Annotated in this window: 18 protein-coding genes and 1 tRNA gene; 4 read left to right on the top strand and 15 right to left on the bottom strand. The window is 70.0% G+C overall.

Annotation, left to right across the window (positions count from 1 at the left end):
• Position 1 precedes the first annotated feature (1 nt).
• The 4 genes from rpmE to thrB all read right to left on the bottom strand — a co-directional run bounded on the left by rpmE (position 2) and on the right by thrB (position 5184).
• The gene (gene rpmE / locus LNW72_RS27145) at positions 2–229 is read right to left on the bottom strand and encodes a 50S ribosomal protein L31 (protein ID WP_138355974.1); all 228 of its coding nucleotides are present in this window, start codon (positions 227–229) and stop codon (positions 2–4) included.
• 201 nt (positions 230–430) lie between these two features.
• Positions 431–1552 carry an LCP family protein gene (locus tag LNW72_RS27140; RefSeq protein WP_250977751.1) on the bottom strand — a complete coding sequence of 374 codons (1122 nt, stop codon included), beginning with the start codon at positions 1550–1552 and terminating at the stop codon, positions 431–433.
• A 232-nt stretch (positions 1553–1784) separates the two neighbouring features.
• A complete protein-coding gene (rho, locus tag LNW72_RS27135) occupies positions 1785–3887 on the bottom strand; it encodes a transcription termination factor Rho (RefSeq protein WP_250977750.1) in 2103 nt (700 codons plus the stop codon).
• Positions 3888–4260: 373 nt separating this feature from the next.
• Positions 4261–5184, bottom strand: coding sequence for a homoserine kinase (gene thrB, locus LNW72_RS27130; protein WP_138355997.1), 924 nt, complete (start codon positions 5182–5184; stop codon positions 4261–4263).
• An 18-nt stretch (positions 5185–5202) separates the two neighbouring features.
• Here thrB and LNW72_RS27125 point away from each other — a divergent pair, with 18 nt between their 5' ends.
• A complete protein-coding gene (locus tag LNW72_RS27125; RefSeq protein ID WP_250977749.1) occupies positions 5203–5478 on the top strand; it encodes a hypothetical protein in 276 nt (91 codons plus the stop codon).
• Between the two features lie 46 nt (positions 5479–5524).
• On the opposite strand, the gene thrC is transcribed toward LNW72_RS27125, so the two are convergent.
• From thrC to LNW72_RS27100, 5 genes are all read right to left on the bottom strand, one after another.
• Complete coding sequence (gene thrC, locus LNW72_RS27120) at positions 5525–6616, bottom strand: threonine synthase (protein ID WP_250977748.1); 1092 nt, start codon at positions 6614–6616, stop codon at positions 5525–5527.
• A 6-nt stretch (positions 6617–6622) separates the two neighbouring features.
• Positions 6623–7915 (bottom strand): homoserine dehydrogenase, encoded by a 1293-nt coding sequence (locus LNW72_RS27115; RefSeq protein ID WP_250977747.1) that lies wholly within the window; start codon positions 7913–7915, stop codon positions 6623–6625.
• 112 nt (positions 7916–8027) lie between these two features.
• A complete protein-coding gene (lysA, locus tag LNW72_RS27110; protein ID WP_250977746.1) occupies positions 8028–9419 on the bottom strand; it encodes a diaminopimelate decarboxylase in 1392 nt (463 codons plus the stop codon).
• A 14-nt stretch (positions 9420–9433) separates the two neighbouring features.
• Complete coding sequence (gene nrtL, locus LNW72_RS27105; protein ID WP_250977745.1) at positions 9434–10447, bottom strand: ArgS-related anticodon-binding protein NrtL; 1014 nt, start codon at positions 10445–10447, stop codon at positions 9434–9436.
• A gap of 124 nt (positions 10448–10571) precedes the next feature.
• Entirely contained in the window at positions 10572–11030 is a 459-nt protein-coding gene (locus LNW72_RS27100; RefSeq protein ID WP_250980330.1) for a response regulator, read from the bottom strand.
• 231 nt (positions 11031–11261) lie between these two features.
• Between LNW72_RS27100 and LNW72_RS27095 the strand changes: the two genes are divergently transcribed.
• A tRNA-Arg gene (locus LNW72_RS27095) sits at positions 11262–11333 on the top strand.
• A gap of 161 nt (positions 11334–11494) precedes the next feature.
• On the opposite strand, the gene LNW72_RS27090 is transcribed toward LNW72_RS27095, so the two are convergent.
• The gene (locus tag LNW72_RS27090; RefSeq protein ID WP_374117333.1) at positions 11495–11782 is read right to left on the bottom strand and encodes a hypothetical protein; all 288 of its coding nucleotides are present in this window, start codon (positions 11780–11782) and stop codon (positions 11495–11497) included.
• 103 nt (positions 11783–11885) lie between these two features.
• On the opposite strand from LNW72_RS27090, the gene LNW72_RS27085 reads away from it, so the two are divergent.
• Entirely contained in the window at positions 11886–12167 is a 282-nt protein-coding gene (locus LNW72_RS27085; RefSeq protein WP_250977744.1) for a hypothetical protein, read from the top strand.
• Positions 12168–12450: 283 nt separating this feature from the next.
• Positions 12451–13011 (top strand): DUF4231 domain-containing protein, encoded by a 561-nt coding sequence (locus LNW72_RS27080; RefSeq protein ID WP_250977743.1) that lies wholly within the window; start codon positions 12451–12453, stop codon positions 13009–13011.
• A 39-nt stretch (positions 13012–13050) separates the two neighbouring features.
• Here the strand turns inward: LNW72_RS27080 and LNW72_RS27075 are convergent, their stop codons facing one another.
• The 5 genes from LNW72_RS27075 to LNW72_RS27055 all read right to left on the bottom strand — a co-directional run bounded on the left by LNW72_RS27075 (position 13051) and on the right by LNW72_RS27055 (position 21708).
• Complete coding sequence (locus LNW72_RS27075) at positions 13051–14685, bottom strand: hypothetical protein (protein ID WP_250977742.1); 1635 nt, start codon at positions 14683–14685, stop codon at positions 13051–13053.
• A gap of 139 nt (positions 14686–14824) precedes the next feature.
• Positions 14825–16270, bottom strand: a complete 1446-nt coding sequence (gene ahcY / locus LNW72_RS27070) for an adenosylhomocysteinase (protein WP_250977741.1) — start codon at positions 16268–16270, stop codon at positions 14825–14827.
• On the bottom strand, positions 16248–17159 hold the full coding sequence (gene metF / locus LNW72_RS27065; protein ID WP_250980329.1) for a methylenetetrahydrofolate reductase [NAD(P)H]: 912 nt from the start codon (positions 17157–17159) through the stop codon (positions 16248–16250). Before metF ends, ahcY begins: the two co-directional genes overlap by 23 nt.
• 17 nt (positions 17160–17176) lie before the next feature.
• Positions 17177–20644: a methionine synthase gene (gene metH / locus LNW72_RS27060; protein WP_250980328.1), complete on the bottom strand. Its 3468-nt coding sequence runs from the start codon at positions 20642–20644 to the stop codon at positions 17177–17179.
• Between the two features lie 71 nt (positions 20645–20715).
• On the bottom strand, positions 20716–21708 hold the full coding sequence (locus tag LNW72_RS27055; protein WP_250977740.1) for a carbohydrate kinase family protein: 993 nt from the start codon (positions 21706–21708) through the stop codon (positions 20716–20718).
• Between the last annotated feature and the right edge of the window lie 39 nt (positions 21709–21747).

The following is a 21747-nucleotide window of genomic DNA, read 5'->3' as shown; positions in this document are numbered from 1 at the left end:
GCTACTTCTGGGCGGACCCGGCGGCCTTCTTGCCGAAGCGGGCCTCGAAGCGGGCCACGCGGCCACCGGTGTCGAGGATCTTCTGCTTGCCCGTGTAGAACGGGTGGCACGCGGAGCAGACGTCGGCGCGAATCACGCCGCTCTTCTCGGTGCTGCGGGTCGTGAACGACGCGCCACAGGTGCAGGTGACCTGGGTCTCGACGTACTCGGGGTGGATTTCGCGCTTCAAGGGATGCTCCTAGGTTCGGGAGGGCGCCGGGTCGTGGAGCGGGTTTGCGTCACGTGAACCGGGGCCAGCGGTCCAGTCTGCCAGCACCGGCCGCATCTCCCAAAACGAGAGGCGGCCGGATTTCATTCCCGACGGCCCCGCAGGGTCCGGAAAAGGCCCGGAACCGGTGCGGGAGCCCGTTCGAGGGGTTCGGGAACGGCTTCAGGAACCGGTTCCGACGACGCCCTTGGCATCGGTCTCGTCGGCGGCCGAGCCCTTGGTGGCGGCGGCCGGTATCGGCAGGTCCGCCTTGAGCGCCTGCCAGACCAGCGCGGCCTGCGCGTCCATGGGCTCGACGCGGTTCTCGTCGCTCTTCGCGTACTGCACCGGCAGCGTCACCATGGTGATGTTCTCGGACTTGAGGCCCTTGAGGCTCCCCGCCAGGCCCTTCAGGCCGCTGACGGAGGCCAGGTCCGAGTCGGTCGTGATGGCCTTGGTGGCCTTGTCCGCGACCTTGTAGAGCTGCGTGGGGCTCGAGAGCACGCCCAGACCGTTCACCCGGTCCATGAGCGCCTTCATGAACGCCTGCTGCAGCTGTATGCGGCCCAGGTCGCTGCCGTCGGCCACGCCGTGCCGGGTGCGGACCAGGCCGAGCGACTGCTCGCCGTTGAGGGTGTGGGTGCCGGCCGCCAGGTCCAGGTGGCTGTTCTTGTCGTGGATCGCCTTGCTGGTGGTGACGGGAACCCCGCCCAGGGCGTCGATCAGGCCCTTGAAGCCGGTGAAGTCGACCTCGATGTAGTGGTCCATGCGGATACCGGTCATGGACTCGACGGTCTTGACCGCGCACGCGGGGCCACCGACCGAGTACGACTCGTTGAACATCACCTTGTTCACCTCGGGCGAGGTGCCGCCGCCGGTCTTGGCGCACTCCGGGCGGGTGATCAGGGTGTCGCGCGGGATGCTCACCACGCTGGCCCTCTTGTGGCCCTCGTAGAGGTGCACGATCATCGCGGTGTCGGAGCGGGCGCTGCCCTCGTCCGTGCCGTACTTGTCGTTCGCGCCGGCGCGGGAGTCGGAACCGAGGACGAGTATGTCCTCCGAGCCGTTGTCGACCTGCTCGGGCCGGTCGTCACCGAGCGCCTGGTTGATGTTGACGCCCTTGATGTTGCCGTTGAGCTTGAAGTACAGGTAACCGGCGCCCGCACCGCCCACCACGACCAGTCCCGCGACGGCCCAGACGGCTATTCGCAGCAGGCGGCGGCGCGGGGCCGTCCGCCGGCGGCGGCCGGAGGCGTGCTTGGAGCCGCCGTTCGTCCCCCGCGTATCGCTCGTGTCGTCCGCCATGGCCTCTCTCAGTCCTCGTCCGTCGTCGGTGTGCTGCTACCCCCAGCTGTGTCGCTCAGGCGTGGCTTGTCTTGTATGTCAGACGGCGAACCGCCCGACGTGGTTCCTGGCGAGTGTGCACGCCGAACATGAGAACGGGCTCCCAGGGACCCCTTCCGGGGAGCCTGAGAGCCCGTTCTGAGCCTCCTGAGGCCCTTCTGTGACATACGTCTCGGAAGGTCCCGAGCCCGGGTCAGTCGTTGCTGTTGCCCGGGGTCGTCTTGGCGATCTGCATCAGGAACTCGGCGTTCGACTTCGTCTGCTTCATCTTGTCCAGCAGCAGCTCGATCGCCTGCTGGGAGTCGAGCGCGTGCAGCACCCGGCGGAGCTTCCAGACGATCGCGAGCTCGTCGCGGTCGAGCAGGATCTCTTCCTTACGGGTACCGGACGGGTCGACGTCCACCGCGGGGAAGATGCGCTTGTCGGCGAGCTTGCGGTCGAGCTTGAGCTCCATGTTGCCGGTGCCCTTGAACTCCTCGAAGATCACCTCGTCCATGCGCGAGCCGGTCTCGACCAGCGCGGTGGCCAGGATGGTCAGCGAGCCGCCGTCCTCGATGTTGCGCGCCGCACCGAAGAACCGCTTCGGCGGGTAGAGCGCGGTCGAGTCGACACCACCGGACAGGATGCGGCCGGAGGCCGGCGCCGCGAGGTTGTACGCACGGCCCAGACGGGTGATCGAGTCCAGCAGGACGACCACGTCGTGACCCAGCTCGACGAGACGCTTGGCGCGCTCGATGGCCAGCTCGGCGACGGTGGTGTGGTCCTCGGCGGGACGGTCGAAGGTCGAGGAGATGACCTCGCCCTTCACCGACCGCTGCATGTCGGTGACCTCTTCCGGACGCTCGTCGACCAGGACGACCATCAGGTGGCACTCGGGGTTGTTGACGGTGATCGCGTTGGCGATCGCCTGCATGATCATGGTCTTACCGGTCTTCGGCGGGGCCACGATCAGACCACGCTGGCCCTTGCCGATCGGCGCGACCAGATCGATGATCCGGGTCGTCAGCACACCCGGGTCGGTCTCCAGGCGGAGCCGGTCCTGCGGGTACAGCGGGGTCAGCTTCTGGAACTCCGGACGGCCGCGGCCGGAGTCCGCCGCCATGCCGTTCGCCGAGTCCAGCCGGACCAGCGCGTTGAACTTCTCGCGGCGCTCGCCGTCCTTGGGCTGGCGGACGGCGCCGGTGACGTGGTCACCCTTGCGCAGGCCGTTCTTGCGGACCTGGGCGAGCGAGACGTACACGTCGTTCGGACCCGGCAGGTAGCCGGACGTCCTGATGAACGCGTAGTTGTCGAGAATGTCCAGGATGCCCGCGACGGGGATCAGCACGTCGTCGTCGTTGACCGTCGGCTCGTTGCCGAACTGCTGCTGCTCCTCGCGGCGGTTGCTGCCCCGCCCGCGGCGGTCGCGGTAACGGCCCCGACGGCGGCCGCGGCCGTCACCGAACTCGTCGTCGTCCTGCGCGTTCTGACCCTGGCTCTGGTCGCGGCCCTGACCCTGTGCGCCCTGGCTCTGGCTCTGGTCGCGGCCCTGGCCCTGGCCCTGGTTCTGGCCGCCCTGGCTCTGGCCCTGCGGGCTCTGGCCCTGGCCGCCGCCCTGGTTGCCGCGGTTCTGGCGGTTGCCGCCCTCCGCGCCGCCGCCCGCGGGGGCGGCGCCGTTCTCGTCGCCACGGTTGTTGCGGCGCTCGCGCTGCCGCTCCTGGCGCTCGCGGCGGTCGTTCTGCCGGTCGCCGCGCTGGCCGCGCTGGCGGTCCTGGCGCTCCTCGCCGGCCGCGGTCTTGCCGTCGGCGGCGGGCTTGCCCTCGGCAGCGTCCACAGCGGCCTCGGCGCGCTCGCCGGCACGCTCGTTCCTGGCGGCCTTGGGCTGCTCACCGGCGGGCTGGCCGGGAATGTCGATCTGCTTCGCCTCGGACGGCGCGGCGGCGGCCGGAGCCGCGACAGCGGGCTCCGAGCTCTCCACCGTGCGGGCCCGGGAGGTCGCCCGGCGCTTCGGCTTCTCGGCGGCGGGCTCGGCGGTCGCCGTCCCGGCCACCGCGGCGGCCTTGGGAGCGCTGGTGGCCGCACCCTTGCCGGCCTGCGTCTCCTTGATCGTGTCGATCAGCTGGCTCTTGCGCATCCGCGCGGTGCCCTTGATACCGAGACCGGAGGCAAGCTGCTGCAGCTCTGCCAGGACCATGCCGTCGAGGCCGGTCCCCGACCGGCGGCGCTTGGGGGCAGCACCGGTGGCAGGCGCGGCAGCGGCGTCCGGAGCGGGCGCGGCGTCTGCACGCACGCCCATCAGATCGGTGGTGTCGCTCACGAAGGGTCCTTCCCTGGAGCGGACGTCGGCCTGTCTGGCTCGGCGACCGGTTGTGCTGTCCGGATCTGGGCGTTTCCGCTGCTCAGAGCCGGGGCGATGGTCCGCCTGATGGCGGCAGAAATACCTACATGGTTCCGGCGCGAAGGTTAAAGGAGATAATTCGCGCCGACTCCGGAGCGTGCTCGACACTGCTTAGGCAGGATGCTCAGGCAGTGTGGGAGGCTCCCGGAAGAGTGGCGGTCCCCAGAAGGGACACAGATCACTTCTGCGTGCACTTCGGCACCATTCGTATGCATGGGCCGTCGAGTGCAGGCTTGACATTAACACTACCGGATCCAACAAACATTCCCCCTCTCTCCAACCGGCAATCGTGTCACTGCCCCACTGCTAGGGGCAGTACACAGGCCCCTGCCGCGTCGAGGGCCAGACGGTTCGCCGCCCACCCCTCGCCCGCGAGCCGGGAGACTTTGTCCGCGGCGCCTTCCTCGGTGAGCGCGAGGACCGTGGGCCCCGCTCCCGAGATGACCGAAGGGACGCCGTCGGCCCGCAGCCGGTTCACCAGAGCCACACTTTCGGGCATGGCGGGAGCACGGTAGTCCTGGTGCAGCCGGTCCTCGGTGGCGGGCAGCAGCAGCTCGGGGCGGCGGGTGAGCGCCTCCACCAGCAGCGCCGCGCGGCCCGCGTTGACCGCGGCGTCCACATGCGGGACGGTGCGCGGCAGGAGGCCGCGGGCGACCTCGGTCAGTACCGGCTTGGACGGTACGAACACCACCGGGACGACGGAGGCCGCCGGATCCATCCGGATCGCCCGGGCGGCACCGGACTCGGTCCAGGCGAGGGTGAAGCCGCCGAGCAGACAGGCGGCGACGTTGTCGGGGTGGCCTTCGATCTCGGTGGCCAGTTCCAGCAGTGCGGCGTCGTCGAGACGCTCGGGGCCGCCTATCGTCACGGCGCGGGCGGCCATGATCCCGGCGCAGATCGCGGCGGACGAGGAGCCCAGGCCGCGGCCGTGCGGGATGCGGTTGGCGCAGACCACTTCCAGACCGCGCGGCTGTCCGCCGAGCAGATCGAAGGCGGTCCGCATCGAGCGCACGACCAGGTGCTTCTCGTCGCGGGCCAGGTTCTCGGCGCCCTCGCCGGCGATGTCGACATGCAGCCCGGAGTCGGCGACCCGGACCACGACGTCGTCGTACAGGCCCAGCGCCAGGCCGAAGGCGTCAAAGCCGGGGCCGAGGTTGGCGCTGGTCGCGGGGACGCGCACTCGGACCGCGGCGGCGCGGAACGCGGGACCGGCCATCGTTCGACGATTCTCCTTGTGCTGGTGCTTGTTCTTGTGCAGCTGGTGCGTGTTGTGCTGGTGCTCGTTGTGCTGGTGCGTGCTGTGCTGGTGCTCGTTCTGGTGCTTGTGCTGTGCGGAAGGGCGGTTCTTGCCCCGGAATGCCAGCCATCGGCGGTGTACGGCGGGGCTGCGGTGTGCGGCAGGAGCGGCAATGCCTGTGGCATGAGCCGGATCGGCGCACTGCGGCGCCGCTGGGGTCAGCCTATCGAAGGAAGGTTCTGCTGCGACATAGGGCGCACGAACAGCGCGTGATGCGTGTCGCGAGCTTCTTCGTGCGCCCCTTCACCACGGCGCCGCGTCAGACCAGCCCGAGCTTCTCGGCCGCGGCGTCGGCGTCGACCGCCACGGTGACCGGCTGGGGCGCGCCGGCGACCGCCCAGTCCGGGTCCTTGAGGCCGTTGCCGGTCACGGTGCAGACGATCCGCTGGCCCGGGTCGACCTTGCCCTCTTCGAGCGCCTTGAGCAGACCGGCGACCGAAGCGGCCGAGGCGGGCTCCACGAAGACGCCCTCCTTGGCGGCCAACAGCCGGTACGCGGAGAGGATCTGACGGTCGGTCACCGCTTCGATCAGACCGCCGGACTCGTCCCGCGCCTCCTCGGCGAACTGCCAGGAGGCCGGGTTGCCGATCCGGATCGCGGTCGCGATGGTCTGCGGGCTGCGCACCGGAGCGCCGTTGACGATCGGCGCGGAACCGGACGCCTGGAAGCCCCACATGCGCGGCTTGCGGGTGGAGATCCCGTCGGCCGCGTACTCGCGGTAGCCGCGCCAGTACGCCGTGATGTTGCCCGCGTTGCCCACCGGAAGCAGGTGAATGTCGGGCGCGTCGCCGAGCGCGTCGACGATCTCGAACGCCGCGGTCTTCTGGCCCTCGATACGTACCGGGTTGACCGAATTGACCAGCGCCACCGGGTACTTCTCCGACAGTCCGCGGGCCAGCTCCAGGCAGTCGTCGAAGTTGCCGTCGACCTGCAGGATCTTCGCGCCGTGGATCAGCGCCTGGCCCATCTTGCCGAGTGCGATCTTGCCCTGCGGCACCAGGACGGCGCAGACCATTCCGGCGCGCACCGCGTAGGCGGCCGCCGAGGCGGAGGTGTTGCCGGTGGAGGCGCAGATGACGGCCTTGGCACCCTCCTCCTTGGCCCGGGTGATCGCCATGGTCATCCCGCGGTCCTTGAAGGAGCCGGTGGGGTTGGCGCCCTCGACCTTGAGGAACACGTCGCAGCCGGTCAGCTCGGAGAGCAGCTGGGCGGGAACGAGCGGGGTGCCACCCTCCAGGAGCGTGACGACCGGGGAGTCCGCCGAGACCGGCAGCCGGCTGCGGTACTCCTCGATGATGCCGCGCCACTGGTGGGTGCCGGACATTCGGGGGTGGTCGGTGACAGCGTTCATAGTGGGTTACTCCCCTTCCACGCGCATGATGCTGGCGACACCGCGCACGGTGTCGAGCTTCCGCAGTGCTCCGACGGTCGCCGACAGGGCGGCGTCGGGCGCACGGTGAGTGACGACGACGAGGGACGCTTCGCCGTCCTTGCCCTGCTGGCGGACCGTGTCGATCGACACGTCGTGTTCCGCGAAAACGGTGGCGACCTGGGCGAGAACGCCCGGTTTGTCCGCCACGTCAAGGCTGATGTGGTAGCGGGTGACCACATCGCCCATCGGGCTCACCGGCAGTTGCGTGTACGCGGACTCGCCGGCGCCTGTGGTGCCTGCCAGTTTGTTGCGGCAGGCGGCCACGAGGTCGCCGAGTACGGCGGAGGCGGTGGGTGCGCCGCCCGCGCCGGGACCGTAGAACATGAGCTGACCCGCGGCCTCCGCCTCGACGAAGACCGCGTTGTACGCCTCACGGACGCTCGCCAGCGGGTGGCTGAGCGGGATCATCGCCGGATGGACCCGGGCGGTGACGGACCTGCCGTCGACGGTGCGCTCGCAGATGGCCAGCAGCTTGACCGTGCAGCCCATCCGCTTGGCGGACGCGATATCGGCGGCGGTGACCTCGGTGAGGCCCTCGCGGTACACATCGTCCATGGTCACGCGGGTGTGGAAGGCGATCCCGGCCAGGATCGCGGCCTTGGCGGCGGCGTCGAAGCCCTCCACGTCGGCGGTCGGGTCGGCCTCGGCGTAGCCGAGCGCGGTGGCCTCGTCGAGCGCCTCGGAGTAGCCGGCGCCGCTGGAGTCCATCTTGTCGAGGATGAAGTTCGTCGTGCCGTTGACGATGCCCATCACCCGGTTGATCTTGTCGCCGGCCAGCGACTCGCGCAGCGGGCGGATCAGCGGGATGGCACCGGCCACGGCGGCCTCGTAGTAGAGGTCGACCTTGTGCGCGGCGGCGGCGGCGTGCAGCGTCGCGCCGTCCGCGGCGAGCAGCGCCTTGTTGGCGCTGACCACGGACGCGCCGTGCTCGAAGGCGGTGGTGATGAGGGTGCGGACCGGCTCGATGCCGCCGATCACCTCGATCACGACGTCGATGTCACCCCGTTTGACCAGGGCGGTGGCGTCGGTGGTGAGCAGCTCGGCGGGCACTCCGGCGCGCACCCGGTTGGGGCGCCGCACCGCGATGCCGGCCAGCTCGACCGGGGCTCCGATCCGCGCGGCGAGATCGGCGCCCTGCGTCGTCATGATGCGCGTCACCTCTGAGCCGACCACACCACAGCCCAGCAGCGCCACCTTCAGCGGACGCGTACGCATCATCCGACCTCGTTTCTCACAGCTCTCGGGGTGGGACCAGTCTCACGCACCGGACGCGAGAATCCATCTCGTGTCCGGTGTGTGAGATCAGCCCCGCTATTTTTGAGATTTCACGTCAGCCGACGTCAAGACGCAGGAGATCGTCCTCCGTCTCACGTCGCACGATCACCCGCGCCCCGCCATCATTCACGGCCACCACGGGCGGCCGCAGAGCATGGTTGTAATTGCTCGCCATGGAACGGCAGTACGCACCGGTCGCCGGAACGGCGAGCAGATCGCCCGGCGCGAGGTCGGCGGGCAGGAACGCGTCCTTGACGACGATGTCGCCGGACTCGCAGTGCTTGCCGACGACCCGCGCGAGCATCGGCTCGGCGGTGGACGTCCTGGACACCAGGGAGACGCTGTACTCGGCGTCGTACAGCGCGGTGCGGATGTTGTCCGACATTCCGCCGTCCACGCTCACATACGTCCGCAGCCCCTCCAGCGGCTTCACGGTGCCCACCTCGTACAGCGTGAACGCCGTCGGGCCGACGATCGCCCGGCCCGGCTCCACGGACAGCCGCGGCACGCCCAGCCGGTTCGCCTCGCACTCGCGGGTGACGATCTCCCGCAGCGCCCTGGCGATGTCGTGCGGCTCGGCCGGATCGTCCTCCGAGGTGTACGCGATGCCGAGGCCGCCGCCCAGGTCGATCTCGGGCAGCTCCACGCCGTGCTCGTCACGGACCTCGGCGAGCAGCGACACCACGCGGCGCGCGGCGACCTCGAAGCCGGCCATGTCGAAGATCTGCGAGCCGATGTGCGAGTGGATGCCGACCAGGTCCAGCGCGTCGAGCTTCAGCACCCGGCGCACCGCCTCGGCCGCCTGCCCGCCGGCGAGCGCCAGCCCGAACTTCTGGTCCTCGTGCGCCGTCGCGATGAACTCGTGGGTGTGCGCCTCGACCCCGACGGTCACCCGGATCTGCACCCGCTGGCGCTTGCCGAGCCGCTCGGCGACGTGCGCGACCCGGACGATCTCCTGGAACGAGTCCAGGACGATCCGCCCGACACCCACCTCGATGGCGCGCTCGATCTCCTCCAGCGACTTGTTGTTGCCGTGCAGCGCGATGCGGTCGGCCGGCATCCCCGCCGACAGCGCCACCGCCAGCTCGCCGCCGGAACACACGTCGAGGTTGAGGCCCTCCTCGAACAGCCACTTCACGACCGCCCGCGACAGGAACGCCTTCCCCGCGTAGAACACGTCCGCGCCCTCGCCGAACGCGTCACGCCAGGCGTGGCAGCGAGCCCGGAAGTCCTTCTCGTCGAGGAAGTAGGCGGGGGTGCCGAACTCCTCGGCGAGATCGCGTACGTCCAGCCCGCCGACCTCGGCCGCACCGTCCGTGTTGCGGGTGACCGTACGGGCCCACACGCGCGGATCGAGGACGTTCAGGTCGGCGGGCGGCGCGGTGTAATGCCCCTCGGGCATGACATCGGCGTAGCGGGGCCCGGCGGGGTGGGCGGATCTACTCACGGGGCTCTGTCTCCTCAGAGGTGTTCTGGCGCGCTGATGCCGAGCAGGTCCAGGCCGCCTGCCAGCACCGTGCCGGTCGCTTCGGCGAGCGACAGCCGGACACGGTGGGCGGCCAAGGGTTTCTCGTCGCCGCGCGGCAGCGGCGGGCACTCGTCGTGGAAGCGGAGGAAAGCGTCGGCGAGCCGTTCCAGATGGCGGGCGACCCGATCGGGGGCGCGGTGCCGGGCAGCGGTCTCTACGACACGGGGGTAGTCGGCGATCAGGCCGAGGAGGTCCGTCTCCGCGGGATGGTGAAACGTACCGTCCGAAGCGTCGGAGGAGGGTTCGATGCCCAGATCGTGGGCGTTGCGGAGCAGCGCCCGGCTGCGGGCGTGCGCGTAACGGACCCGGAAGAGCGGATTGCCGGCGCGCTGCGAGAGCAGGACCGCCGGATCCAGGGACGGCGTGTCGTCGGCCGGGGGGCGCAGGAGCGCCCAGCGGGCGGCGTCGGGGCCGAGGCGCTCGCAGAGCTGGGCGGCGGTGGCGCCGGCGGGGCGGACGGAGACGGGTTCGGGGGGCTCGGCCGAGTCGCCGGCACCGACACTGGCACCGCAGGAACGCAGCAGCCGCTCCAGCACCTCGGCGGTGACCGCCGCGCGGGGCTCCCCGTCATGGACGGGCGTCACGTACGTGCCGGCCAGCGCGTCGCCGTGGCCGTACGCCGCGCCCCGCTCCAGCACCTTGCGCACCACGTCCCCGTAGGCCGCCGCGTCGAGCGTGATGTTCAGGAAGCCGGGGCCCGCGATCACCACCTGAGCGATGCCGGGTTCCGTCGCCAGCCGCTTGCGCAGCACCTCGGCGACCTCCCGCGGCGGGCACCCCGCGGCGCCCGCGAGCTGCAGCGCGACATTCGTCGCGTAGTCGCCGCACCCGGGCCGGGGCGGCCGCTGCACGCTGATCCGGTCCGGCACCGTCACCCGCAGCTCATCGGCCGCGACGGCGCGGCGAACCGTGCTCAGAACAGCACGGGAGAGCTCAGCGGGGGTCACACGGAAAGGGTAGGCGAGGAGGGGGGTACCCATGCGACCGGGTTTCGCCGCCCTCCACTCTTTCGCGAGCGGCCGCGGCAGGTGTCACCCCACTGACAACCTCAGCCACACCCGAGTCGGAACCTCAGCCGCAACCGCTGCCGGGGGCCGCGGCCGCCTGGTCCTCGGTCGGCGCGCCGGCGGACGACTCACCGCCGGGAGCGCCGGGGGCGCCCGGTCCGCCATGGGCCAGCCGCCGCACCATGTTCACCAGATCGGAGGGCTCGAACGGCTTCCCCAGGAACGCGTCCACCCCGGCCGCCACGCCGCGCTCGACCTCGAGCTGGGTGCACGCGCTGACGATCGCGATCCGTATGTCCCGGGTCCGCGCGTCGGACCGCAGCCGGGCCGCCGTCCGCAGTCCGTCGAGCCGCGGCATCACCACATCGAGCGTGATCACATCGGGCTGCACGCGGTGGACGATGTCCAGGCATTCGGCACCATCAGCCGCGGTCACGACCTCGAAGCCCTCCAGCTCGAGATTGACCCTGATCAGCTGCCGGATGACCTTGTTGTCGTCGACCACAAGGACCCGGCCGGACATGCCCGGCACATCTCGAAGAGTAGGCGGGGCCATCGCGATCCGTCCGCGTTTTGCCCACTTCTTCCCCGTGAGAGGGAGCTTTCCGAACCCGCCCCCGCCCACCACACCCCATGCGCTAAAGCCCTCCCCCACGACCCCCACCCCCTTCGGGCCAACACCCCAAAACCCTGTACCCAGGCACCATGCACAAGCTGGTAGGGTTTCACCCGTCACCGCTACTGCGGACGACACGCCCCCGTAGCTCAGGGGATAGAGCATCGGCCTCCGGAGCCGGGTGCGCAGGTTCGAATCCTGCCGGGGGCACCTTGTAAAAGGTGTCCGAGGACCCCGTCCTCAGCGGAAACGCTGGGGACGGGGTCTTCGCGTATCTCCAGCCGTATGCAACCGAACGCCCCCACCCGGAAACGGCGAAGGCCCCCGGACGACTCCAGGGGCCAGGCCGCGACGTTCATCCCACCTGTCACTCACCGGCAGCACGTCGAAGCTCCGGCCACTCCCCCGCGCCGATTGGCGAACAGCCGCCCGTCCTTGGCCGCGCCGAAGGTCTCCGGGTGCGCGCGATAGATGTCCACAAGCTGTGGAGGAATCGGCACAGGCCGGTTCTTCGATCCCCGGTCGTCGTGCGTCGCACCGGTACCCGTCCAGAGCTTCCCGTCGAGCAGCGGGCGGGATGCCCTGGCCGGCCAGGGCAGCACGTTGCCGATCTCGGTCGGCAGCTCACGGGTGTCCGGCCCAGACAGGATGAAGGCCAAGAGCATCGTGGGTGAAGGCGCCGGCTGTTCTGAGCGTCGTGGGCGGTTGGCAGCCTGCCCTTTCCGACCTTCCGGACCGCCTTCCGTCTGGAAGTATGCGGGCATGGGATCCGAGGACCGCCAGGAGCGCCTGCGCCGGGAGCGTGCAGGCGGCGGGGAGAGTTTCCACGATGTCCTGCGACGCGTGGTGCGTCGTCCATCGGTACTGGTGAAGGTATTGGCCGTCGCGCTCCCTCTGGCAGTGGTCGGCATCGTGTTCGTCCCGGCGCCGTTCGCCATTGTGCCCATCGGCCTGGTCGGCATTCCGGTCATGGCCTGGATGATGGGACGAGACCGGAAGGGGTCTCCCTCTCCGTCGGACTGCGACCCCGTCGAAGACCCCTGAGCCGATGGCAATGCGTCTGCGGTGGGCGCTTCGTTCCGTCCGGCTCCCGACTGGTTCCGTCGCCTGCGCATCCGCTGGGAGATCGGCGACGACATCCACGAAGCTTTCCTCAGGCCGGCCTGCTGCCTCAACTCTGGCTCATTGGAATCGACACTGCCCGAGGCCTTCATGCCGGACTACGACGAACGGCTGGAGCAGGCGCGCCAACGGTTGATCGAGACCACGGGCGGGGTGGGGGTGGGGGTGGTTGACTCGGGTGGGGCGTGGGGGTCTACTCCCTGCCATGTCGGAGAGCGATGACAACGCGTCCAGTTCCAGCGGGACTTACGGGGGTTCGGCGGTCGAGCCGATGACGCCGGAGCGGTACCTCGAGACCAGGCTGGCCCAGTATCAGAAGTGGTACGACCGGAAAGCGGTCAGGACCAAGGCCATGCATCTGCGGATGCGGACGCTGTCGGTGGTCGGTGGGGCGCTGGTGCCGGTGCTGGTCAATGTCGATCTGCCGTTCTCGCGGCTCACTGCGACCGTGCTCAGCCTGGTGGTGGTCGTGTCGGTGTCGCTGGAGAGCGTGTACCGGTATCGGGAGCAGTGGAAGAACTACCGGTCGACAGAGCAGCTGCTGGGGCATGAGCGGGTCTATTTCCAGACCAAGGTGGGGCCGTACGCCGGGCTGGCGGACGGGAAGGCGTTCGTCACGCTCGTGGGGCGGGTGGAGAAGGCGATCGCCAATGAGAATTCGGCGACGTTGAACGTCATGACGCTGGGCGGCCAGGTCAACGCGGATCTGCAGATGCCGATCGGCATCCCGGACGCCAGGCGGGAGCAGCCGGATCCTGAGCGGTGACAGTGACGGTGACGGTGACGGTGACGGTGACGGTGACGGTCAGGGCGCCGGGGTGAGGCGGGGGCCGCAGGGGTGGGTGGGGGCCGTGGTGCGGAGGTGGGTGGATCGGGGGATGGCGGGGAGGGTGGTGTGTTGGAGGGCTGTGAGGCGGGCGGGGTCGGGGACGGCGTCGTGGCGGATCCAGTCGCCGGTGTCCGTCCGGGTGGAGAGCGGGACGTAGCCGTGGGCGGTGAGGGCTTCCGGGGTGAGGCCGGAGATGGCCGCCCAGGGGTTGTGGACGTGGATGAAGGTGGGGCGCACGGTGTCGAAGACGTAGGTGCGCAGGCGGGTCGTGTCGTTCGCCGCGTAGGCGTCCGCGATGGCCGGGTCGGTGAGACCCGCGAGATCGGTGACACGGAGGCGGCTCGTCAGGAGGGTGCCGCCGAGGTCGGGGAGCAGGAGGCCGGCGTCGGGCGGGAGGGCGAGCCGGTCGGCGTAGCTGTTGAACAGCCGGCCGTAGCGGTCGGCGACGAAGCACATCGACAGCGTCGGGTCGGCCCGGAACTCCGCCGCGCGGGGCCGCTGTGCCGCCAGTGACAGGACGGATCCGACGAGGAGCGCCGCCGCCAGGACCGCGCGTCCGCGCGGCCGTTCGCGGTCCCAGACGGTGACGGCGGCCAGCGCGCCGGCGAAGGCGGCGAGCGTCCATACCGGGGTCGCGAAACGGTAGAGGGCCATCCAGTCGCGCTGCAGCGTCCCGTAGGCGGTCAGGGCGAGGGCCAGCGGGACGAGTACGGCGAGCAGCGCCCGGCGGCCGGGACCCGGGCGGGCGAGTGCGGCGGCCGTGCAGGCCAGTGCGGCGAGGACCAGGGTCCAGCCGGCGAACGAGAGCAGCTCGGTGGTGTGCGCGAGACCGGCCAGGTCCGGCGCCCGCTGGGCCTTCGCGACCGCGGTGTTGGGGACCCAGCGGCCGAACTCCGCATGTCTCCAGAGCAGATGAGACGCGTAGGGGAGAGCGAAAGCCGCTGTCGACAAAGCGATCGCACGGGCCATGCGCCGGCGGCGCACGAGCAGCAGCGTCGTCAGGGGGTACGCGGCCGCGTAGATGATGCCGTCCGGGCGGGTGAGCGCGGCGAGCAGCGTGAGGAGGCCGGCCGCGACGGCGGTGCCCGGCCGCAGCAGGTCGTCACGGACGGCGGACCGGGCCAGGACGGCCGCGAGGGCGGTGACGGCGAGGCCGTACAGCGGGTTCTCCAGTCCGGAGAACAGCCAGACCACCAGCGAGAAGTTCCCGGCCATCGCCGCACCGGCGAGCAGCGTCACGGCCCACGCCCGCCCCGGCAGCACCGCCCGCGCCGCGAACGAGACCGCGGCCAGCATCCCGATCACGCACAGCAGCGCCAGCGCTTTGGGGAACCACACGAGGTCCGAGACCCCGAACAGCGCCCCGTGGTCGAACAGCCGCAGCCGCCGCCCGGCCACCAGCAGCGCCAGCCACGCCGGGTTGGAGTACCCCTCCACCGGCGGGGCGCCGGCCTGCTGGGCCGGGCCGTACCCCTCGTCGATGCTGCGCGCGTAGGCGTACGTGATGGCCGCGTCGTCGACGGTCCACTGCCCGAGCCGCAGCGCCCGCACCCCGACGAGGACGGCCCCCGCCAGCACCGCGGCCGGATCGGCGAGCGCCCGAAGAGACACAGGGAGGCGGAGGTTGAAGCGCGGCGGCCGGGCCTGCGAGGTTCCGTTCACATGGAGATGAACCCCGCAGCGCCCGTCACGTCACGCTTTCCACCCACCGCTACCGGGTGATTCAACCGGGTGAATCAACCGGGCGCGATCAGTACCGGTAGTGGTCCGCCTTGTACGGGCCCTCGACCGGGACGCCGATGTAGGAGGCCTGCTCCGGGCGCAGGGTGGTGAGTTTGACGCCGAGGGCGTCGAGGTGGAGGCGGGCGACCTTCTCGTCGAGGTGCTTGGGGAGCACGTAGACGCCGATGGGGTAGTCGGCGGTCTTGGTGAAGAGTTCGATCTGGGCGATCGTCTGGTTGGCGAAGCTGTTCGACATCACGAAGGAGGGGTGACCGGTCGCGTTGCCGAGGTTCATCAGGCGGCCCTCGGACAGGACGATGATGGTGTGTCCGTCGGGGAACTTCCAGGTGTGGACCTGGGGCTTGACCTCGTCCTTGACGATGCCGGGGACCTTGGCGAGGCCGGCCATGTCGATCTCGTTGTCGAAGTGGCCGATGTTGCTGACGATGGCCTGGTGCTTCATCCTGGCCATGTCGGCGGCCATGATGATGTCCTTGTTGCCGGTCGTCGTCACGAAGATGTCGCCCTCGGCGACGACCTCCTCCAGGGTCGTGACCTGGTAGCCGTCCATGGCCGCCTGCAGTGCGCAGATCGGGTCGATCTCGGTGATGACGACCCGGGCGCCCTGGCCGCGCAGCGATTCCGCGCAGCCTTTGCCGACGTCGCCGTAGCCGAGGACGACGGCGACCTTGCCGCCGATCAGGACGTCGGTGGCGCGGTTGAGGCCGTCGATGAGCGAGTGGCGGCAGCCGTACTTGTTGTCGAACTTCGACTTGGTGACGGAGTCGTTGACGTTGATCGCGGGGAAGAGCAGACCGCCGTCGCGCTGCATCTCGTAGAGCCGGTGGACGCCGGTCGTGGTCTCCTCGGTGACGCCCTTGATGAGGGCGGCCGCGGTGGTCCACTTGCCGGGGCTCTCCGTCTGGGTGCGGCGCAGCAGGTCGAGGATGTAGCCGTACTCCTCGGAGTCGCCCTCGGCGGAGTCCGGGACGGCGCCGGCCTTCTCGAACTCGACGCCCTTGTGGATGAGGAGGGTGACGTCGCCGCCGTCGTCCAGGATCATGTTCAGGCCGCCGTCGGGCCAGGTGACGGCCTGCTCGGCACACCACCAGTACTCCTCCATCGTCTCGCCCTTCCAGGCGAAGACGGGGGTGCCCCGCGGGTCCTCGGGGGTGCCGTTCGGGCCCACCGCGACCGCCGCCGCCGCGTGGTCCTGGGTGGAGAAGATGTTGCAGGACGCCCAGCGGACCTCGGCGCCCAGCGCGACCAGGGTCTCGATGAGGACGGCGGTCTGGATCGTCATGTGCAGCGAGCCGGTGATCCGCGCGCCGGTCAGCGGCTTGGACGCCGCGTACTCGGCGCGGATCGACATCAGACCGGGCATCTCGTGCTCGGCCATGATGATCTCCTTGCGGCCGAACGCGGCGAGGGAGAGGTCCGCGACCTTGAAATCAGCGGCGGTGAGGGACGGCATCTGCGCTCCTTGTGTTCTGGTGGATCTCAAGCGTCGCGGTGGACCGGTTGAGGGTGATGTAGTGCAGGCCGGGGGCGCCTTCGTCGAGCAGGCGCTGGGCCAGCCGCGTCGCGTGGTCGACCCCGATCCGGTGGGCGCTCTCCGGGTCGTGCTGCGCCGCCGCCAGCTGCTCGGCCAGCCCGGGCGGGAAGGTCGCGTCGCTCAGCTCCGCGAAGCGCCGGATCTGCCGGACGTCGGTGGCGGGCATGATCTCCGGGATGATCGGGGTGTCGCATCCCGCGGCGGCCACCCGGTCCCGCAGCCGCAGATAGTCGTCCGCGTCGAAGAACATCTGGGTGATGGCGTAGTCGGCGCCCGCCCGGCACTTGTCGACGAAGTGCCGGATGTCGTCGTCCCAGTTCAGGGAGCGGGGGTGGCGTTCCGGAAAGGCCGCCACGCCGATGCTGAAGTCACCGATGGAGCGGACGAGTTCGACGAGGTCCGCCGCGTGGTCCAGGCCCCCGGGATGCCGCTGCCACGGGCCGCGCGGGTCGCCCGGCGGGTCGCCGCGCAGGACGAGGACGTCGCGGATCCCGGCGTCCGCGTACCGGCCGACGATCTGCCGCAGCTCCGCCACCGTGTGGCCGACCGCGGTCAGATGGGCGACCGGGCGCAGCGTCGTCTCGGTGGCGATGCGCCGGGTGACGTCCACGGTCCGGTCGCGGGAGGAGCCGCCGGCGCCGTAGGTGACGGACACGAAGGTGGGTCCGACGGCCTCGATGCGGCGGATCGCGTCCCACAGGACGCGCTCGCCCGCGTCCGTCTTCGGGGGGAAGAACTCGAACGAGAACGTGCGCTGCCCGGCGGCGAGGACATCGCGCAGGTTGTTGCTGGTCAGCGTGGTCGACATGGTGGGCACGGTCCTCCTTACGCCTTGTAGTAGCTGGCTTCCGGGTGGTGGATGACGATCGCGTCGGTGGACTGTTCCGGGTGCAGCTGGAACTCCTCGGAGAGGACGACGCCGATGCGTTCCGGCTTGAGCAGGTCCATGATCTTGGCGCGGTCCTCCAGGTCCGGGCAGGCCGGATAGCCGAGCGAGTAGCGGCAGCCCTGGTACTCGGTGCGGAACATCGCGTCCAGGTTGTCCGGGTCGGCGCCCGCGATCCCCAGCTCGGAGCGGACCCGGGCGTGCCAGTACTCGGCCAGCGCCTCGGTCAACTGGACGGAAAGGCCGTGCAGTTCGAGATAGTCGCGGTAGGCGTTGGCGGCGAACAGCTCGTTCGCCACCTCGGAGACCTTGTTCCCCATGGTCACGACGGTGAGCGCGATGACGTCCGGCTCACCGCTGCCTTCGGGGCGGAAGAAGTCCGACAGGCAGAGGTGCCGGTCGCGGTGCTGGCGGGGGAACGTGAAGCGGTGGCTCTCGCCGCCGGTCTTCTCGTCCAGGATGATCAGGTCGTCGCCCTTGGACACACAGGGGAAGTAGCCGTAGACCACGGCCGCTTCGAGCATGTTCTCGGTGTGCAGCCGGTCCAGCCACATCCGCAGCCGCGGCCGGCCCTCCGTCTCGACCAGCTCCTCGTACGAAGGCCCGCCCCCACGGCCGGACTTCAGCCCCCACTGGCCCATGAACGTGGCCCGCTCGTCCAGCCAGGAGGAGTACTCCGCGAGCGGAATGCCCTTCACGATCCGCGTCCCCAGGAACGGCGCCTTCGGGACGGGGTTGTCGGCCGCCACGTCGGAGCGGGCGGGCAGCAGTTCCGGGGTCACCGGACCGCGTGCGGGACGGTCCACGGCGGCGACGCGGCGCTGCTTGAGCGGGGGGAGGGTGGCGCCGGGGACGCCGCGCTTGACGGCGATCAGCGCGTCCATCAGCCGCAGGCCCTCGAAGGCGTCGCGGGCGTAGCGGACCTCGCCTTCGTAGATCTCGTGCAGGTCCTGCTCGACATAGGCGCGGGTCAGCGCCGCTCCACCCAGAATCACCGGATAGTCGGCGGCCATCTTGCGCTGGTTGAGCTCCTGCAGGTTCTCCTTCATGATCACGGTGGACTTCACGAGGAGACCCGACATGCCGATCACGTCGGCCTTGTGCTCGGTGGCCGCGTCCAGGATCGCCGCCACCGGCTGCTTGATCCCGAGGTTCACGACGTTGTAGCCGTTGTTCGACAGGATGATGTCGACGAGGTTCTTGCCGATGTCATGGACGTCGCCGCGAACCGTGGCGAGCACGATGGTGCCCTTGCCCTCCGCGTCGGACTTCTCCATATGCGGTTCCAGATACGCCACCGCGGTCTTCATGACCTCCGCGGACTGCAGCACGAACGGCAACTGCATCTGACCGGAGCCGAACAGCTCACCGACGACCTTCATGCCCTCCAGCAGCGTGTCGTTGACAATCTGCAGAGCCGACTGAACGGTCAGCGCCTCATCGAGATCCTGCTCCAGGCCGTTCTTCTCACCGTCGATGATCCGCCGCTGCAAGCGCTCGTCCAGCGGCAGCGCGGCCAGCTCTTCCGCACGCCCCGCCTTCACCGATTTCATGTCGACACCCTCGAAGGCCGCCAGGAAGGCCTGCAACGGGTCGTAGCCCTCACGACGCCGGTCGTAGACCAGGTCGAGGGCGATCTCCCGCTGCTCCTCGGGGATCCGGGCGATCGGCACGATCTTGCTGGCGTGCACGATGGCGGAGTCGAGGCCGGCTTCCACGCACTCGTTGAGGAAGACCGAGTTCAGCACGACACGGGCGGCGGGGTTGAGGCCGAAGGAGATGTTCGACAGACCCAGGGTCGTCTGTACCAGGGGATGGCGGCGCTTCAGCTCCCTGATGGCCTCGATCGTCGAGATGCCGTCCTTACGGGACTCCTCCTGGCCGGTCGCGATCGTGAACGTCAGGCAGTCCACCAGGATGTCCGATTCGAGGATGCCCCAGTTGGTGGTCAGGTCCTCGATCAGCCGCTCGGCGATGGCGACCTTGTGCTCCGGGGTCCGTGCCTGACCCTCCTCGTCGATGGTCAGCGCGATCAGCGCGGCGCCGTGCTCGGCGGCCAGCGCCGTGATCTGCGCGAACCGGGACTCGGGGCCGTCGCCGTCCTCGTAGTTGACGGAGTTGATGACCGCCCGGCCACCGAGCTTCTCCAACCCCGCCCGCAGGACGGGCACTTCGGTGGAGTCCAGTACGATCGGCAACGTCGACGCCGTCGCGAAGCGACCGGCGACCTCGGCCATGTCCGCGGCACCGTCACGGCCCACGTAGTCCACGCACAGGTCCAGCAGGTGCGCACCCTCGCGGATCTGGTCGCGGGCCATCTCGACACAGTCGTCCCAGCGGCCTTCCAGCATGGCCTCACGGAACTTCTTCGACCCGTTGGCGTTCGTCCGCTCACCGATCGCGAGATACGACGCGTCCTGCTTGAACGGCACCGTCTGGTAGAGCGACGCCGCACCCGGCTCCGGGCGCGGATCGCGCGGCGACAGCTCCAGGCCCCGCACCCGCTCCACGACCTGCCGCAGGTGCTCAGGGGTGGTGCCGCAGCAGCCGCCCACCAGGGACAGCCCGTACTCGCGCACGAACGTCTCGTGGGCGTCCGCGAGCTCCTCCGGCGACAGCGGGTAGTGCGCGCCGTCCTTGCCCAGCACTGGCAGCCCGGCGTTCGGCATGCAGGAGACGGCGATACGGGCGTGCCGGGCGAGATAGCGCAGGTGCTCGCTCATCTCGGCGGGGCCGGTGGCGCAGTTCAGGCCGATCATGTCGATGCCGAGCGGCTCCAGCGCCGTCAGCGCCGCGCCGATCTCGGAACCCAGCAGCATCGTGCCCGTCGTCTCCACCGTGACCTGGCAGATCAGCGGCAGCTGGATGCCTGCGGAGCTCATCGCCCGCCGGGCGCCGACGATGGCGGCCTTGGTCTGGAGCAGGTCCTGGGTGGTCTCCACCAGGATCGCGTCCGCGCCGCCGTCGATGAGGCCGGCGACGTTCTCCTCGTAGCCGTCCCGCAGCAGCGCATAGGGCGCGTGGCCGAGGGTCGGGAGCTTGGTGCCGGGTCCTACGGAGCCCAGCACCCAGCGCGGCCGGTCCGGCGTGGCGAAACCGTCCGCCACCTCACGGGCCAACCGGGCGCCGGAGAGCGAGAGTTCATGAATGCGGCCGGGGATGTCGTACTCCCCCAGCGCCGCCAGGTTCGCACCGAAGGTGTTGGTCTCGACGCAGTCGACACCCACCGCGAAGTACTCCTCGTGCACCGACCGGACGATGTCCGGCCGCGTCACGTTCAGAACCTCGTTGCAGCCCTCCAGGTTCTCGAAGTCGTCCAGCGACGGGTCCTGCGCCTGCAGCATCGTGCCCATCGCGCCATCGCCCACCACCACCCGCGACGCGAACGCGTCCCGCAGCAGCCGCACCCTCTCCCGGCTCTCCTGGCTCTCCTGGCTCTTCTGACTCTTCTGGTTCCTCTGGCTCTTCTGGCTCACGCTCACAGGGACCTCGCCAAATAGGACAGCCGCGGTTCGAGCTCAGTGGCGGACGCGGTGCCGTAGCCGGTCCGCAGCCGGCTGAGGAGGTCGGTGCGGTCCAGGTGGTACTCCTGGGTGCCGACCGATTCGAGGACGACGGTGGCCAGCGCGCAGCCCAGTTCGGCCGAGCGCCGCAGGGTGAGATCCCAGGAGACGCCGGCGAGGAACCCGGCGCGGAAGGCGTCGCCGACCCCGGTGGGTTCGGTGGCGCCGGTGGTCGGGGCGGCCGGTACGAGGATCGGGGCTTCGCCCGCGCGCTCGATGCGGACGCCCTTGGCGCCGAGCGTGGTGATCCAGGTGCCGACGCGCTGGAGCACCTGGTCCGCGCTCCAGCCGGTGCGTTCCTGGAGGAGCGCCGCCTCGTACTCGTTGCTGAAGAGGAAGCGCGGGCCGTCGAGGAGCAGCCGCACCGACTCGCCGTCCAGGCGCGCGAGTTGCTGCGACGGATCGGCCGCGAAGGGAATGCCCAGCTCACGGCATTCGGCGGTGTGCCGGAGCATCGCCTCGGGGTCGTTGGGGGCGATGACGACCAGGTCGAGGGCGCCGGCGCGTTCCGTGACGGGGGCGAGGGCGATCCGGCGGGCCTCGGCCATGGCGCCCGCGTAGAACGTGGCGATCTGGTTCTGCACCGAGTCGGTGGTGCAGACGAAGCGGGCCGTCTGGTGCTCGTGGGAGACCTGGACGGAGTCGGTGTCGACGCCGTGCTGCTTGAGCCAGACCTGGTAGTCGGCGAAGTCCGGGCCGACCGCGCCGACCAGTACCGGGGCGAGGCCGAGCTGGCCCATGCCGAACGCGATGTTCGCCGCCACCCCTCCCCGCCGGACCTCCAGGGTGTCGGCGAGGAAGGACAGGGAGACGTTCTGGAGCTGGTCGGCGACCAGGTGGTCGGTGAACCGACCGGGGAAGACCATCAGATGGTCGGTTGCGATGGATCCTGTGATGGCGGTGCGCATCTCAGTCACTCACTCCTCCGGTGCTCTTCCTCGGCCGGC

Origin of the sequence: Streptomyces sp. RKAG293 (genome assembly GCF_023701745.1) — a bacterium.
In the GTDB taxonomy this organism is placed as follows: Bacteria; Actinomycetota; Actinomycetes; order Streptomycetales; family Streptomycetaceae; genus Actinacidiphila.
Note: the sequence above shows the minus strand (reverse complement) of the source record. Positions and strands in the feature narration are given on the sequence as shown.

Bases quoted from the DNA above. Each gene is read 5' to 3' on its own strand.
- LNW72_RS27140 (WP_250977751.1), bottom strand. From the start codon at position 1,552: ATGGCGGACGACACGAGCGATACGCGGGGGACGAACGGCGGCTCCAAG.
- thrB (WP_138355997.1), bottom strand. From the start codon at position 5,184: ATGGCCGGTCCCGCGTTCCGCGCCGCCGCGGTCCGAGTGCGCGTCCCC.
- thrC (WP_250977748.1), bottom strand. From the start codon at position 6,616: ATGAACGCTGTCACCGACCACCCCCGAATGTCCGGCACCCACCAGTGG.
- LNW72_RS27115 (WP_250977747.1), bottom strand. From the start codon at position 7,915: ATGATGCGTACGCGTCCGCTGAAGGTGGCGCTGCTGGGCTGTGGTGTG.
- LNW72_RS27100 (WP_250980330.1), bottom strand. From the start codon at position 11,030: ATGTCCGGCCGGGTCCTTGTGGTCGACGACAACAAGGTCATCCGGCAG.
- LNW72_RS27085 (WP_250977744.1), top strand. From the start codon at position 11,886: ATGGGATCCGAGGACCGCCAGGAGCGCCTGCGCCGGGAGCGTGCAGGC.
- LNW72_RS27080 (WP_250977743.1), top strand. From the start codon at position 12,451: ATGTCGGAGAGCGATGACAACGCGTCCAGTTCCAGCGGGACTTACGGG.
- ahcY (WP_250977741.1), bottom strand. From the start codon at position 16,270: ATGCCGTCCCTCACCGCCGCTGATTTCAAGGTCGCGGACCTCTCCCTC.
- metF (WP_250980329.1), bottom strand. From the start codon at position 17,159: ATGTCGACCACGCTGACCAGCAACAACCTGCGCGATGTCCTCGCCGCC.
- LNW72_RS27055 (WP_250977740.1), bottom strand. From the start codon at position 21,708: ATGCGCACCGCCATCACAGGATCCATCGCAACCGACCATCTGATGGTC.